Annotated in this window: 13 protein-coding genes; 10 read left to right on the top strand and 3 right to left on the bottom strand. The window is 70.9% G+C overall.

Annotated elements, in window-relative coordinates; translation table 11 throughout:
• Positions 1–2: 2 nt before the first annotated feature.
• The 6 genes from dnaK to ACZ4V6_RS07740 all read left to right on the top strand — a co-directional run bounded on the left by dnaK (position 3) and on the right by ACZ4V6_RS07740 (position 6712).
• Positions 3–1853 (top strand): molecular chaperone DnaK, encoded by a 1851-nt coding sequence (gene dnaK, locus ACZ4V6_RS07765; RefSeq protein ID WP_467823632.1) that lies wholly within the window; start codon positions 3–5, stop codon positions 1851–1853.
• On the top strand, positions 1850–2497 hold the full coding sequence (gene grpE, locus ACZ4V6_RS07760; protein WP_467823629.1) for a nucleotide exchange factor GrpE: 648 nt from the start codon (positions 1850–1852) through the stop codon (positions 2495–2497). Before dnaK ends, grpE begins: the two co-directional genes overlap by 4 nt.
• Before the next feature lie 42 nt (positions 2498–2539).
• Positions 2540–3724 carry a molecular chaperone DnaJ gene (gene dnaJ, locus ACZ4V6_RS07755; protein ID WP_467823626.1) on the top strand — a complete coding sequence of 395 codons (1185 nt, stop codon included), beginning with the start codon at positions 2540–2542 and terminating at the stop codon, positions 3722–3724.
• A gap of 5 nt (positions 3725–3729) precedes the next feature.
• On the top strand, positions 3730–4185 hold the full coding sequence (locus ACZ4V6_RS07750; RefSeq protein WP_467823623.1) for a heat shock protein transcriptional repressor HspR: 456 nt from the start codon (positions 3730–3732) through the stop codon (positions 4183–4185).
• 246 nt (positions 4186–4431) lie between these two features.
• Complete coding sequence (locus ACZ4V6_RS07745; protein WP_467823620.1) at positions 4432–5550, top strand: sugar ABC transporter substrate-binding protein; 1119 nt, start codon at positions 4432–4434, stop codon at positions 5548–5550.
• A 139-nt stretch (positions 5551–5689) separates the two neighbouring features.
• A complete protein-coding gene (locus ACZ4V6_RS07740; RefSeq protein ID WP_467823618.1) occupies positions 5690–6712 on the top strand; it encodes a helix-turn-helix transcriptional regulator in 1023 nt (340 codons plus the stop codon).
• On the opposite strand, the gene ACZ4V6_RS07735 is transcribed toward ACZ4V6_RS07740, so the two are convergent.
• Positions 6675–7658 (bottom strand): helix-turn-helix transcriptional regulator, encoded by a 984-nt coding sequence (locus ACZ4V6_RS07735; protein ID WP_467823616.1) that lies wholly within the window; start codon positions 7656–7658, stop codon positions 6675–6677. The two genes, ACZ4V6_RS07740 and ACZ4V6_RS07735, sit on opposite strands and share 38 nt — an antisense overlap.
• Positions 7655–8689, bottom strand: coding sequence for a helix-turn-helix transcriptional regulator (locus ACZ4V6_RS07730; RefSeq protein ID WP_467823614.1), 1035 nt, complete (start codon positions 8687–8689; stop codon positions 7655–7657). Before ACZ4V6_RS07730 ends, ACZ4V6_RS07735 begins: the two co-directional genes overlap by 4 nt.
• A 277-nt stretch (positions 8690–8966) precedes the next feature.
• Here ACZ4V6_RS07730 and ACZ4V6_RS07725 point away from each other — a divergent pair, with 277 nt between their 5' ends.
• The 3 genes from ACZ4V6_RS07725 (at position 8967) to ACZ4V6_RS07715 (ending at position 12952) form a co-directional block, all read left to right on the top strand.
• Positions 8967–9302, top strand: a complete 336-nt coding sequence (locus ACZ4V6_RS07725; protein WP_467823612.1) for a hypothetical protein — start codon at positions 8967–8969, stop codon at positions 9300–9302.
• Between the two features lie 268 nt (positions 9303–9570).
• On the top strand, positions 9571–12168 hold the full coding sequence (gene clpB, locus ACZ4V6_RS07720; RefSeq protein ID WP_467823609.1) for an ATP-dependent chaperone ClpB: 2598 nt from the start codon (positions 9571–9573) through the stop codon (positions 12166–12168).
• Positions 12169–12418: 250 nt separating this feature from the next.
• The gene (locus tag ACZ4V6_RS07715; protein ID WP_467823607.1) at positions 12419–12952 is read left to right on the top strand and encodes a YbjN domain-containing protein; all 534 of its coding nucleotides are present in this window, start codon (positions 12419–12421) and stop codon (positions 12950–12952) included.
• Between the two features lie 79 nt (positions 12953–13031).
• Here the strand turns inward: ACZ4V6_RS07715 and ACZ4V6_RS07710 are convergent, their stop codons facing one another.
• The gene (locus tag ACZ4V6_RS07710; RefSeq protein ID WP_467823604.1) at positions 13032–14222 is read right to left on the bottom strand and encodes a pyridoxal phosphate-dependent aminotransferase; all 1191 of its coding nucleotides are present in this window, start codon (positions 14220–14222) and stop codon (positions 13032–13034) included.
• A gap of 166 nt (positions 14223–14388) precedes the next feature.
• Here ACZ4V6_RS07710 and ACZ4V6_RS07705 point away from each other — a divergent pair, with 166 nt between their 5' ends.
• Complete coding sequence (locus tag ACZ4V6_RS07705; protein ID WP_467823602.1) at positions 14389–14679, top strand: hypothetical protein; 291 nt, start codon at positions 14389–14391, stop codon at positions 14677–14679.
• Positions 14680–14745: the final 66 nt, after the last annotated feature.

Here is a 14745-nt window from a genome sequence, read left to right as displayed (position 1 = left end):
CCATGGCACGTGCGGTCGGCATCGACCTGGGCACGACTAACTCCGTCGTCAGCGTTCTGGAGGGCGGTGAGCCCACCGTCATCACCAACGCCGAGGGCGCCAGGACCACGCCGTCCGTCGTCGCCTTCGCCAAGAACGGTGAGGTGCTGGTCGGCGAGGTGGCCAAGCGCCAGGCGGTCACGAACGTCGACAGGACCATCCGGTCGGTCAAGCGCCACATGGGCACCGACTGGAAGATCAACCTGGACGGCAAGGACTTCAACCCGCAGCAGATCAGCGCCTTCGTGCTGCAGAAGCTGAAGCGGGACGCCGAGGCCTACCTGGGCGAGAAGGTCACCGACGCGGTGATCACCGTCCCGGCGTACTTCAACGACGCCGAGCGCCAGGCCACCAAGGAGGCCGGCGAGATCGCGGGCCTGAACGTCCTGCGCATCGTCAACGAGCCGACCGCCGCCGCGCTGGCGTACGGCCTCGACAAGGACGAGCAGATCATCCTCGTCTTCGACCTCGGTGGCGGCACCTTCGACGTCTCGCTGCTGGAGATCGGCGACGGCGTCGTCGAGGTGAAGGCCACCAACGGTGACAACCACCTCGGTGGTGACGACTGGGACCAGCGCGTCGTCGACTACCTGGTCAAGCAGTTCCAGTCCGGTCACGGCGTGGACCTGTCCAAGGACAAGATGGCCCTCCAGCGCCTGCGCGAGGCCGCCGAGAAGGCCAAGATCGAGCTGTCCTCGTCCACCGAGACCTCGATCAACCTGCCCTACATCACGGCCTCCGCCGAGGGCCCGCTGCACCTGGACGAGAAGCTCACGCGCGCCCAGTTCCAGCAGCTGACCGCCGACCTGCTGGAGCGCTGCAAGACGCCGTTCCACAACGTCATCAAGGACGCCGGCATCCAGCTGTCCGAGATCGACCACGTCGTCCTCGTCGGCGGCTCCACCCGCATGCCCGCCGTCGCCGAGCTCGTCAAGGAGCTGACCGGCGGCAAGGAGGCCAACAAGGGCGTCAACCCGGACGAGGTCGTCGCCATCGGCGCCTCGCTCCAGGCCGGTGTCCTCAAGGGCGAGGTCAAGGACGTCCTGCTGCTCGACGTCACCCCGCTGTCCCTCGGCATCGAGACCAAGGGCGGCATCATGACCAAGCTGATCGAGCGGAACACGACGATCCCGACCAAGCGCTCGGAGATCTTCACCACCGCCGAGGACAACCAGCCCTCCGTGCAGATCCAGGTCTACCAGGGCGAGCGCGAGATCGCGGCGTACAACAAGAAGCTCGGCATGTTCGAGCTGACCGGCCTGCCGCCGGCGCCCCGCGGCGTCCCGCAGATCGAGGTCTCCTTCGACATCGACGCCAACGGCATCATGCACGTGACCGCGAAGGACCTGGGCACGGGCAAGGAGCAGAAGATGACCGTCACCGGCGGCTCCTCGCTGCCGAAGGACGAGGTCGACCGCATGCGCCAGGAGGCCGAGCAGTACGCGGAGGAGGACCACCGCCGCCGCGAGGCCGCCGAGACCCGCAACCAGGGCGAGCAGCTCGTCTACCAGACCGAGAAGTTCCTCAAGGACAACGAGGACAAGGTCCCCGGCGAGGTCAAGACGGAGGTCGAGCAGGCCGTCGCCGAGCTGAAGGAGAAGCTCAAGGGCGAGGACTCCGCCGAGATCCGCACCGCCACCGAGAAGGTCGCCGCCGTCTCGCAGAAGCTGGGCCAGGCCATGTACGCCGACGCCCAGGGCGCGCAGGCCGCCGGCGGCGAGGCCCCGGGTGCCGGTGCCGGTGACAAGAGCGCCGACGACGACGTCGTCGACGCCGAGATCGTGGACGACGAGCGCAAGGACGGTGCGGCGTGACCGAGGAGACCCCGGGCTTCGACGAGAAGCCCGACGTCCCCTCTGGCGCAGCCCCTGACGCCGCCGAACCGACGGCCGCCTCCGAGGAGGAGGCGGCCCCGGCCGGGGACGCGAGTGAGAACGCGGGTCTGGTGGCCCAGCTGGATCAGGCACGCACGGCGCTCGGCGAGCGCACGGCGGACCTCCAGCGCCTCCAGGCCGAGTACCAGAACTACCGCCGCCGGGTCGAGCGGGACCGCGTCGCGGTCAAGGAGATCGCCGTGGCGAACCTCCTGTCCGAGCTGCTTCCCGTGCTCGACGACGTCGGCCGCGCCCGGGAGCACGGCGAACTCGTCGGCGGGTTCAAGTCCGTCGCGGAGTCGCTGGAGACCGTGGTGGCCAAGATGGGCCTCCAGCAGTTCGGCAAGGAGGGCGAGCCCTTCGACCCGACGATCCACGAGGCCCTGATGCACTCCTACGCACCGGACGTCACCGAGACGACGTGCGTGGCGATTCTGCAGCCCGGGTACCGGATCGGCGAGCGCACCATCCGCCCCGCGCGGGTGGCCGTGGCCGAGCCGCAGCCGGGTGCGCAGACCGTCAAGGCCGAGGAGCCGGCCGAGGCGGCCGACGACAAGGAGAACGGTGGCCCGGAGGAGGGCTGACGTCACGACGTACGCGTACGCAGGAGAGGAGGGACGTCGGGGATGAGCACCAAGGACTTCATCGAGAAGGACTACTACAAGGTCCTCGGCGTCCCCAAGGACGCCACCGAGGCCGAGATCAAGAAGGCGTACCGGAAGCTCGCCCGCGAGTTCCACCCGGACGCCAACAAGGGCAACACGAAGGCCGAGGAGCGCTTCAAGGAGATCTCCGAGGCGAACGACGTCCTCGGTGACCCCAAGAAGCGCAAGGAGTACGACGACGCCCGCGCGCTGTTCGGCAACGGCGGGTTCCGCCCGGGGCCGGGCGCGGGCGGCGGCGGCACCTTCAACTTCGACCTGGGCGACCTCTTCGGAGGCGCCCAGGGCGGGGCCGGCGGCTTCGGCGGCGGTCTCGGGGACGTCTTCGGGGGCCTGTTCAACCGCACCGGCGCCGGCGGGACCGGCGCCGGCACGCGGACCCAGCCGCGGCGCGGCCAGGACGTCGAGTCCGAGGTCACCCTCAGCTTCACGGAGGCGATCGAGGGCGCGACGGTCCCGCTGCGCATGTCCAGCCAGCAGCCCTGCAAGGCCTGTTCGGGCACCGGCGACAAGAACGGCACGCCGCGCGTGTGCCCGACCTGCGTCGGCACCGGCCAGGTCGCCCGGGGCTCCGGCGGCGGCTTCTCGCTGACCGACCCCTGCCCGGACTGCAAGGGCCGCGGCCTGATCTCGGAGAACCCCTGCGACGTCTGCAAGGGCTCCGGACGCGCCAAGTCCTCGCGGACGATGCAGGTCCGCATCCCGGCCGGGGTGGCGGACGGGCAGCGCATCCGGCTGCGCGGCAAGGGCGCGCCGGGCGAGCGGGGCGGCCCGGCGGGCGACCTGTACGTGGTGGTCCACGTCAAGGAACACCCCGTCTTCGGCCGCAAGGGCGACAACCTCACCGTCACCGTCCCGGTCACCTTCGCCGAGGCGGCGCTCGGCGGCGAGGTCCGCGTCCCGACCCTGGGCGGTCCGCCCGTCACGCTGAAGCTGCCGGCGGGCACGCCGGGCGGGCGCACCATGCGCGCCCGGGGCAAGGGCGCGGTCCGCAAGGACGGCACCCGCGGCGACCTCCTGGTCACCGTGGAGGTGAGTGTCCCGAAGGACCTGTCGGGGAAGGCTCGTGACGCGCTCGAGGCGTATCGCGAGGTGACCGCGGACGAGGATCCGCGGGCGGAGCTGTTCCAGGCCGCGAAGGGAGCTTGACGGGAATGGACGGTCGTCGACGCAACCCGTATGAACTGACCGAGGACACCCCGGTCTACGTCATCTCGGTGGCGGCCCAGCTCTCCGGTCTGCACCCGCAGACGCTGCGCCAGTACGACCGCCTCGGCCTGGTCTCCCCCGACCGCACGGCCGGGCGCGGCCGGCGCTACTCGGCCCGCGACATCGAACTGCTCCGCCAGGTGCAGCAGTTGTCGCAGGACGAGGGCATCAACCTGGCCGGAATCAAGCGCATCATCGAACTGGAGAACCAGGTCGCCGCGCTCCAGTCCCGCATAGCGGAGCTGTCGGACGCGCTGGAGGGCGCGGCCACGGCGATGCGCCAGCGGGAGGCGGCGGTGCACGCGTCGTACCGCCGTGACCTGGTGCCGTACCAGGAGGTCCAGCAGACCAGTGCGCTGGTGGTGTGGCGGCCCAAGCGGCAGCAGCAGACGCCGGACTGACGCCGCGTGAGGATTCCGCGAAGGGGCCCGGAGGTTCGCCCGAACCTCCGGGCCCCTTCGCGTGCCCCTCGCGTGGAAGGCCTGTAAAGGGAGTCGGGAGGTGATTCCGCTCCGTCTCCACATCGGCTGCGGAGCGTGGTGTTGTCATCTCGTTAAGTGGTTCCGCTTGACGATGACGGCGGCGACGCGTTGGCTTTTCAGTCACCTGGGTTGCAATGCGGCCCCCGCGTCCGGAAGGCACCAGAAGTGAGCTCCTGCATCCGTCGTATCGCCATATCCCTGGCAGCGTCCACGATGTCCGTTTCGCTGGTCGGCTGTGGTGCGCTGGGCGCTTCGGAGAGCAGTGACGGCGCGAGCCCGTCGAAGGGCGACGACATCACGGTGGGCCTGCTGCTGCCGGAGACGGCGAACACGCGCTACGAGCAGTTCGACCACCCGTACTTCGAGAAGAAGATCGCCTCCCTCACCCGCGAGCAGGGCAAGGTCGAGTACGCCAACGCCGGGGCGAGCGCCTCCAAGCAGGCCGCGCAGATGCAGAAGATGATCGACGACAAGGTCGACGCCATCGTCCTGGACGCCGTGGACTCGCACGACATCGCGTCGAGCGTGCAGAAGGCCGAGGACGCCGGCATCCCGGTCATCGCCTACGACCGGCTGGCCGAGGGCCCGATCGACGCCTACATCTCCTTCGACAACGAGCTGGTCGGCGAGGTCCAGGGGCGCTCCCTCGTCGAGGCGCTCGGCGGCGAGGCGGACACCTCCGACAAGATCGTCATGATGAACGGCTCGTCCACCGACCCGAACGCCAAGCAGTTCAAGGCCGGTGCGATGTCCGAGCTGAACGGCAAGGTGACCATCGCCCAGTCCTTCGACACCAAGGACTGGGCGCCGGAGAACGCCGAGGCGAACATGGCGGAGGCGATCGAGGCGATCGGCGCGAAGAACATCGCCGGCGTCTACTCCGCCAACGACGGCATGGCGGGCGGCATCATCGACGCCCTGGAGGCGGCGGGCGTCACCGACCTGCCGCCCATCACCGGTCAGGACGCGGAGCTGCCGGCGGTCCAGCGGATCGTCGCCGGCGAGCAGTACATGAGCGTCTACAAGCCCTACCCGCAGGAGGCCGAGAGCGCCGCGGAGATGGTCGTGGCGTACCTCCAGGGGCGGGACATCCAGTTCGACGCGCTCACCCGCGACAGGGTCGACAGCCCCAGCCACCGGGGCATCCCGGCGCAGCTCGTCCCGGTCGTCGCCCTGACGAAGAAGAACATCAAGGACACCGTCGTGGCGGACGGCTTCTACAAGGTCTCCGACATCTGCACGGCGAAGTTCGCGTCGGCCTGCGCGGAGATCGGGCTGAAGTAGCCGTCGCCCACCGCACGGGCATACCGGTGCGAACCGGTGTCCTCCGGCCGCCGCCCGGCGCGGAGCCGTGTTGCGGACCCGGTCCCGGCCGCGCATAGTTGCGCTGCGGAAAGAGCCGGAACCGGGGGTGGGATGGGCGATGGCCGGGCACGGGGCTCAGGAGCATCCGCACGGCGCCGACCGGCTGTGCGCGGCCGGGGACCGCGTGTACTCCCGGGCCGTACGGCTCGGCCGGGTGCCGCGCCGGGACGCGGAGCCGGTGCCCTGCCTGCTGGAGCTGGCCCTGCTGCACCCCGACCCCGACGACATGGACTGGCTCGTGCCGACCTCCCCGCAGGAGGTCATGACCCGGCTGCTGCGCGGGGTGCACGAGGAGGTCAGGGCGAGCCAGCGGCGGGTGGGCTCGGCGGTGGAGGCCTTCGAGCGGTACGCGGGTCTGGGCCGGCGCGTCCGGACGCCGGCGGCCACGGAGGGCACGGCGATCCGGGTGCTGGACGGGCTGACCCGCATCCAGGGCGCGATGGACGAGGCGACCCAGGCGTGCACGACGGAGGTGCTCACCGTCCAGCCCGGCGGCATCCGGCGCGAGCACGAGCTGACGGAGGGGCTGCACCGGGCGCTGGCGCTGCGCGGGCGCGGGGTGCGGATGCGGGACCTGTACACGCACGTCGCCCGGCACGGGCAGGGGCTGCTCACCTACCTGGAGCTGATGGGCGACGCGGTGGAGGCCCGCACCCTCGACGAGGTCGTCGACCGCCTCATCCTCTTCGACCGCACGGTGGCGTTCATCCCCGCCAACGCCGACTGCACGATGGCCCTGGAACTGCGCCACCCCGCGCTGATCACCTACCTGGTGACGGTCTTCGAACGCCTGTGGCGCCTGGCGGTGCCCCTGTCGGCGCCGCTCCCGGACACCGGCTTCGAGGGCGTCTCGCACCGCGAGCGGTCCATCGCGGCGCTGCTGGCGGAGGGCCACCAGGACGCGGTGATCGCGGAGCGGCTGGGCATCAGCGTGCGGACGTGCCGGGCGCACATCGCCCGCCTGTCGGAGACCCTGGGCGCGACGAGCCGGACCCAGCTGGGGGTGCGCATCGCCCAGGCCGGCCTGGACGGCTCGCCCTCCGTCAGCGTTCCCGGTCGAGAATCCCCGAACGTCCGATGAGGTAACCGAGCTGAGCGCGGCTCTCGCTGCCGAGGGTGGCGGCGAGCTTGGCGATGTGGACGCGGGCGGTACGGACGTTCATGCCGAGGCGGTCGGCGATCGAGGCGTCCGTGTGCCCTTCCACGAGGAGGGCGGCGATGGCGCGCTGGCGGGGGGTGATGCCGCCGAGGGTGGGCTGCCGGACCGCCTGGGGGTGCATGGGGGTGGCGAGGTGCCAGAGGCGGTCGAAGATGTTGATGAAGTAGGCCACCAGGGCGGGGTGGCGGACTTCCAGGGCGAGTGAACGGTCGGCGCTGGCGGGGATGAAGGCGACGGTGCGGTCCACGACGACGAGGCGCTCGGTGACCTCGTTGAGGGTCCGCGCCTCCACGTCACCCGTCAGGCGTTCGTAACGCCCGATGATCAGGGGGGCGTGGCGGACGGTGTGCTGGTACAGCGCGCGCACCCGGCCGCCGTTGTCGAGGAAGGCCTGGTCCCGTTCCATGGCGGCTTCGTGGTGGTGGAAGGGCGGGGCGACGAGCCCGTCGTGCGGCTGGATGGCCAGGAGCTGGTCCCGGCCTTCGGCCATGGCCTCGGCGATGGCCCGGCTCGTCCGCTCCTTGCCGCTGAGGATCCTGAGGGACGGGGTGTCCCCGCTCGCGGCGGCCGGCCCCCCGAGCCGCACGAGGGGCTCGAAGGCATCGGCGAGCCGTTGCCCACGACGGCGTTCGCCGACGATGCGCTCCTCCGAGGAACGGAGCAGGCGCTGCAGGGCGACGGCCGGTGCGACGGGCTCCATCCGGGTCAGGTCGTCGACCGACGGATGCAGGAGGCCGTTGTCGACCAGGCAGGGCGCTTCGGCCGCCTCCTCGCTGGGCAGGTGCCCCTCCCGCAGGGCGCGGGTGTAGAGACCGAGGCCCGCCTCGCACAGCTCCTCCCGTGCGTGCCGGTGCGTCCCCCCGGTCACGAGTGGCCCCCTCCCTGGCTGCCCTGGGCCTGTTCGAGGATCCCCGACTGCGCGATCAGGTAGCCCAGTTGCGCACGGCTGCCGCTGCCCAGGACGGTCGCGAGTTTGGCGATGTGCGCGCGGCAGGTGCGCACGTTCATCCCCAGGCGCCGGGCGATGGCCTCGTCGACGTGGCCCTCGACCAGGAGCTTGGCGATGGAGTGCTGGATGTCGGTGATGCCGTCGGGGGCCGTCTCGTACGGTGTCCCGACCTTGAGCGGGACGGCGCGCGCCCACATGAACTCGAAGACCTTGACCAGGTACCGGACCAGGCCGGGGTGGCGGAGTTCCAGGGCGACCTGGCGGTCCTCCCGCGTCGGGATGAAAGCCACCGTCTCGTCGCAGATGATGAGCCGCTCGACCAGTTCGTCGATGGTCCGCACCTCGACCTTGCCGTTGGCGATCCGCTCCACGTAGGCCAGGGTCTCGGGGCTGTGCCGGGCGGTGTGCTGGTACAGCGTCCGCAGCCGTACCCCGCGTTCGATGAGCGGCCTGTCCCGTTCGAGGCCCTTCAGGAGGTTGCTCTCCAGCCGGCGGCCGCCGGGCTGCACGGTGAGTACTTCGGTGTGACACTCGGAAGTGGCCAGGTTCAGGGCCGCGTTGATGCGATCCTTGCCCTCCAGCACGGTGATGGCGTGAGTGGTCGCGGCACTCTGGGCGCTCGCGGCCATGAAGGGTTCGAAGGCGTCGGCGAGTTCGACCGAGAGGCGCCTGCGCTCCGTGATCTCCCGCTCGATGGGGTGGAGCCGCTGCGCCAGGGCGACCGTCGGAGGGACGGGACGCAGCCAGGTGGCGTCGTCGGGGTCCGGGTGGAGCAGAGCGAACTCCATGAGGCAAGGGGCTTCCTCGACGTCCGCGCGTGCGATGCGGCCGGCACGCAGAGCGCCGACGTAGAGGCGACTGCCTTCGTCGCAAAGTTCGGTTATGGCATGGGGATGCGCCACTTGTTTCCCGTTTGTCCCCAATTTTCCACCCCCCAGGGTCCTGAACATGCAGGAACATGATGCACCGATTGTGTGGCCATGACGTGCCCGAATGAGCCATCGTCTTACCCGACGGGGGAAGAGGAGACCATCGAGTGAGGACGAAGCCGACTATGAGTAAGAGAATGCTTCGCTCGGTACTTGCCGCTGCTCTTTCCGCCGTTGTGGTGCTTGGGGCCGCGAGCGGCCTGGCCGGCAAGTCCAGTGACGTTCGGGCGAACACCGGGTCGATCACGGTCGTCGTCGGCGGGGACCGCACCGACGACACGTCTTGGAACTGATCGCGATGACCACTCCACCCGACGACCGTTCCTTCCGCCGCGAGATGGCCACCGCCTACCGCTCCGGCTGGCACTTCATCGATCTGGTCACCGCGATCCCGCATCCCGGTGACTCCCTGATGGTGACGGTCTTCGGCGAGCCGGTCGTCGTCACGCTGGACGAGGACGGCGACGTGCGGGCGTACCGGTGCCTGCGGCGGCCTCGGGGGGCGCCGCGGCCCGTGCGGTGTGCCGTCCGGTACGGAATGATCTTTGTGAACCTGGACCAGAGGGACCACCGGCTCGCTCAGCCGGAGGTCTCCGAAGTGAGGACCATCTCGGCCACCCCCCGCAGTGCCTGACGCGATTCCCCCGTCGTAACAGATCGCTCAGGTGCTTCCCCCCGGCAGCGGCGTCACCGTGACCTGAACACGGTGACGCCGCTGTCGTATGCCCGGACATGTCCGGGCATCGGCGCGTTCCCCGTCCGGCCGAAAGGCGCTCCTCGGCGCGACCGGCCGCCGTTTCCTCCTTGAGTGGAATAGACTCAACTTTGTGCACGTTGACCGAGTCAGCACTGGGATACGCGGCCGGACCGCCGACGGCCGACGCTAGGAGGGAAGCCAGAACGTGGACGCCGAGCTGACCAACCGGAGCCGGGACGCGATCAACGCGGCCAGCAACCGGGCCGTGACCGAGGGACACCCCGATCTCACCCCCGCCCACCTGCTCCTGGCTCTGCTCCAGGGACAGGACAACGAGAACATCACCGACCTGCTCGCCGCCGTCGAGGCCGACCTCGCGGTCGTGCGGTCCGGCGCCGAGCGCATCCTCGCCGGGCTGCCCAGCGTCACCGGGTCCACGGTCGCGCCGCCGCAGCCCAACCGTGAGATGCTCGCCGTGGTCGCCGACGCCCAGGCCCGCGCCAAGGAGCTCGGGGACGAGTACCTCTCCACCGAGCACCTGCTCCTCGGCATCGCCGCGAAGGGCGGCGCGGCCGGTGAGGTGCTGGAGGGACAGGGTGCCGGTGCGAAGAAGCTGCAGGAGGCCTTCCGCAAGGCGAGGGGAGGACGCCGGGTGACCACCGCCGACCCCGAGGGCCAGTACAAGGCGCTGGAGAAGTTCGGCACCGACTTCACCGCCGCCGCGCGCGAGGGCAAGCTCGACCCCGTCATCGGACGGGACCACGAGATCCGGCGCGTCGTGCAGGTGCTGTCCCGCCGCACCAAGAACAACCCCGTCCTCATCGGCGAGCCCGGCGTCGGCAAGACCGCCGTCGTCGAGGGGCTCGCCCAGCGGATCGTCAAGGGCGACGTGCCCGAGTCGTTGAAGGGCAAGCGGCTGGTCGCGCTGGACCTCGGCGCGATGGTCGCCGGCGCCAAGTACCGCGGCGAGTTCGAGGAGCGGCTGAAGACCGTCCTCGCGGAGATCAAGGACTCCGAGGGCCAGATCATCACCTTCATCGACGAGCTGCACACCGTCGTGGGGGCCGGCGCCGGCGGCGACTCCGCCATGGACGCCGGGAACATGCTCAAGCCGATGCTCGCGCGCGGTGAGCTGCGCATGGTCGGTGCGACCACGCTGGACGAGTACCGCGAGCGGATCGAGAAGGACCCCGCCCTGGAGCGGCGCTTCCAGCAGGTGCTGGTCGCCGAGCCGACCGTCGAGGACTCCATCGCGATCCTGCGCGGACTCAAGGGCCGCTACGAGGCCCACCACAAGGTCCAGATCGCCGACAGCGCGCTGGTGGCCGCCGCGACGCTGTCCGACCGGTACATCACCTCCCGCTTCCTGCCCGACAAGGCCATCGACCTCGTCGACGAGGCCGCGTCCCGGCTGCGCATGGAGATCGACTCCTCCCCCGTCGAGATCGACGAACTCCAGCGCTCCGTCGACCGGCTGAAGATGGAGGAGCTGGCGATCGGCAAGGAGACCGACGCCGCCTCGCTGGAGCGCCTGGAGCGGCTGCGCCGCGACCTCGCCGACAAGGAGGAGGAGCTGCGCGGCCTCACCGCCCGCTGGGAGAAGGAGAAGCAGTCCCTCAACCGGGTCGGCGAGCTGAAGGAGAAGCTCGACGAACTGCGCGGGCAGGCCGAACGCGCCCAGCGCGACGGCGACTTCGACACCGCCTCCAAGCTCCTCTACGGCGAGATCCCGGCCCTGGAGCGCGACCTGGAGGCCGCCTCCGAGGCCGAGGAGGAGGCCGCCAGGGACACCATGGTCAAGGAGGAGGTCGGCGCCGACGACATCGCCGACGTCGTCGCCTCCTGGACCGGCATCCCCGCCGGTCGCCTGCTGGAGGGCGAGACGCAGAAGCTGCTGCGCATGGAGGACGAGCTCGGCAAGCGGCTGATCGGGCAGGGCGAGGCCGTGCGGGCCGTGTCCGACGCCGTGCGGCGCAGCCGGGCCGGGATCGCCGACCCCGACCGGCCCACCGGGTCGTTCCTCTTCCTGGGCCCGACCGGTGTCGGCAAGACCGAGCTGGCCAAGGCGCTCGCCGACTTCCTCTTCGACGACGAGCGGGCCATGGTCCGCATCGACATGTCGGAGTACGGCGAGAAGCACAGCGTCGCCCGGCTGGTCGGCGCCCCGCCCGGATACGTCGGCTACGAGGAGGGCGGCCAGCTCACCGAGGCCGTGCGGCGCCGCCCGTACACCGTGGTGCTGCTGGACGAGGTGGAGAAGGCGCACCCCGAGGTCTTCGACATCCTGCTCCAGGTGCTGGACGACGGCCGCCTCACCGACGGGCAGGGCCGCACCGTCGACTTCCGCAACACCATCCTGGTGCTGACCTCCAACCTGGGCAGCCAGTACCTGGTCGACCCGCTGACCGGGGAGGCGGAGAAGAAGGAGCAGGTCCTGGAGGTGGTCCGGACGTCGTTCAAGCCGGAGTTCCTCAACCGGCTCGACGACCTCGTGGTCTTCTCGGCCCTGAGCAAGGACGAGCTGAGCCGGATCGCGCGGCTCCAGATCGACGGGCTCGCCCGGCGCCTCGCCGAGCGCCGCCTCACCCTGGAGGTCACCGACGACGCCCTGGCGTGGCTGGCCGACGAGGGCATGGACCCGGCCTACGGCGCCCGCCCGCTGCGCCGCCTCGTGCAGACCGCGATCGGCGACCGGCTCGCCCGGGAGATCCTCGCCGGCGAGATCAAGGACGGCGACACGGTCCGCGTGGACCGTTTCGGCGACGACCTGATCGTGGGCCCGGCGAGCGGCAAGACGCTGTAGCCCGGGTGGCCCGCGCGCGGCCCGTCGCCCCTCGTGGGGCGGCGGGCCGCCCGTACGTCGCAGGTGGACGCCGTGATCCGCGCCGGCCCCCGGAAGCCGGTGCCGCCCGTACGGGCGGCACCGGCCGTCCGCCGGGGCCACCCGACCGGCCGGATCGTGTCAGCCCAGGGCTGACAGGGCCCCGGCGGGCTTGCCACCCCCCTCCCCGCATGGGGGAGGATGGTGTGATCCGTACGAAGGGAAAAACACGGTGAGCATCGACCCGTCCTCGATTCCGAACTTCGGGGGCCAGCCCGAGCCGCAGCCCCAAGGGCCGGCGGGCCCCGTCGTCCCGGATCAGGACCTCGTGAAGCAGCTCCTCGAACAGATGGAGCTCAAGTACGTCGTCGACGACGAGGGAGACCTCGCGGCGCCGTGGGAGCAGTTCCGTACGTACTTCATGTTCCGTGGCGAGGGCGACCAGCAGATCTTCTCGGTGCGGACGTTCTACGACCGCCCCCACGAGATCGACGACAAGCCGCAGCTGCTGGAGTCGCTCGACGACTGGAACCGGCGCACCCTGTGGCCCAAGGTGTACTCCCACACCCACGACGACGGCACCGTCCGCCTGATCGGCGAGGCGCAGATGCTGATCGGCATGGGCGTCAGCCTGGAGCACTTCGTCTCCTCGACGGTCAGCTGGGTGCGCGCCGCCATCGAGTTCGACCGCTGGCTGGTGGAGCAGCTCGGCCTGGAGCAGGAGGTCGACGAGGCGGAGAAGCCCGAGGACGAGGGCGGAGAGTAGTCCGCCCCCGCGTACCGCGGAGCCCGGCCGGGCACCGACCGCCGTCCGGGGTCGTGTGCCGGGGCCGGGCTCTCGTCGTTCAGCCCCCCAGCGTCTTCAGCCGCCGCACGGCCTCCTCCAGGACCGGCGTCCGCTTGCAGAACGCGAACCGGACGAAGGGGGCGCCCGCCTCCCGGTGGTCGTAGAAGACCGCGTTGGGGATGGCGACGACACCCGCGCGCTCCGGCAGGTCCCGGCAGAAGGCGAAGCCGTCGCTCTCGCCGAGGGGGCGGATGTCGGTGGTGACGAAGTACGTCCCGGCGGGACGGTAGACGCCGAAGCCCGCCTCCGCGAGGCCGGCCGCCAGGACGTCCCGCCTGGCCTCCATGTCCGCGCGGAAACCGGAGAAGTAGGAGTCGGGCAGCGCGAGGGCCTCGGCGACGGCGTACTGGAAGGGGCCCGACGCCACGTAGGTCAGGTACTGCTTGGCCGAGCGCACCGCGGTGACCAGGGCGGGCGGCGCGGTGATCCAGCCGACCTTCCAGCCGGTGAACGAGTACGTCTTGCCGGCCGAGCTGATCGTCACCGTGCGCTCGCGCATCCCCGGGAAGGACGCGAGCGGGACGTGCTCGGCGGTGCCGAAGACCAGGTGCTCGTAGACCTCGTCCGTCACCACCAGCAGGTCCCGCTCCACGGCCAGCTCGGCGACCGCCGCGAGTTCGGCGCGGGTCAGGACGGTGCCCGTCGGATTGTGCGGGGTGTTGAGCAGCAGCAGGCGGGTGCGGTCGGTGACCGCGTCGCGCAGCTCGTCCAGGTCGAGGCGGAACGCGCCCTCGTGCGGGCGCAGGGTCACCGGCACCCGCGTGCCGCCCGCCATGGCGATGCAGGCCGCGTACGAGTCGTAGTACGGCTCCAGCGCGATCACCTCGTCGCCGGGTTCCAGCAGGGCCAGCAGTGAGGCGGCGATGGCCTCGGTGGCGCCGGCGGTGACCAGGACCTCGGTGTCCGGGTCGTAGGACAGGCCGTAGTGCCGCTGCTGGTGGGCGGTGACGGCGGTGCGCAGCTCGGGGACGCCCGGGCCCGGCGGGTACTGGTTGCCGCGCCCGTCGCGCAGGGCCCGTACGGCCGCCTCCCGGATCTCCTCGGGGCCGTCGGTGTCGGGGAAGCCCTGGCCCAGGTTGATCGCCCCGGTTCTCGCCGCCAGGGCGGACATCTCGGCGAAGACCGTGGTCCCGAACTCGGCGAGCCGGCGGTTGAGCAAGGGGCGTGCGCTGGAGGTCATGGCGGCCATCCTGCGCCGAAGCTCTGGAGTTCCTCAACTCTGCTTTGGGGCGCGGCGGGCGGGGGCATCCCCCGGTCACGCAACGAGCTTCACGGAAAGCGGGGCGCCCGACGGGGGGTTGCTTCGGGGGAACTTCCGGGCGGGAGCCCGGGGGAATCGGAAGGAGGGTGACGCCATGCTGGTCGGCATCATCCTGATCGTCGTCATCGCTCTGGTCGTCGCCGGGGCCGCCTCCCGCGCGCGGGCCGGCTTCACCGCCGGCCGTGCGCGCGGACGGGGCTCGCGGTCGTCGGGCGGAAGTCACAGCAGCAACAACAGCTGGTGGGCCGGGGACGGCGGCTCGTCCTCGGGCGGGCACCACGGTGGCTACTCCTGCGGGAGCAGTTCGTCCTGCGGAGGCGGCTCGTCCTGCGGAGGCGGGTCGTCCTGCGGGGGAGGGGGCGGCGGATGCGGTGGAGGCAGCTGACACGGGGCAGCTGAGCTCCTGCCAGGGGGAACCGCATCCGCTCCGAGGGGCCCGCACCTGGGTCAG

Source organism: Streptomyces sp. NPDC029152, from assembly GCF_055564355.1.
Note: the sequence above shows the minus strand (reverse complement) of the source record. Positions and strands in the feature narration are given on the sequence as shown.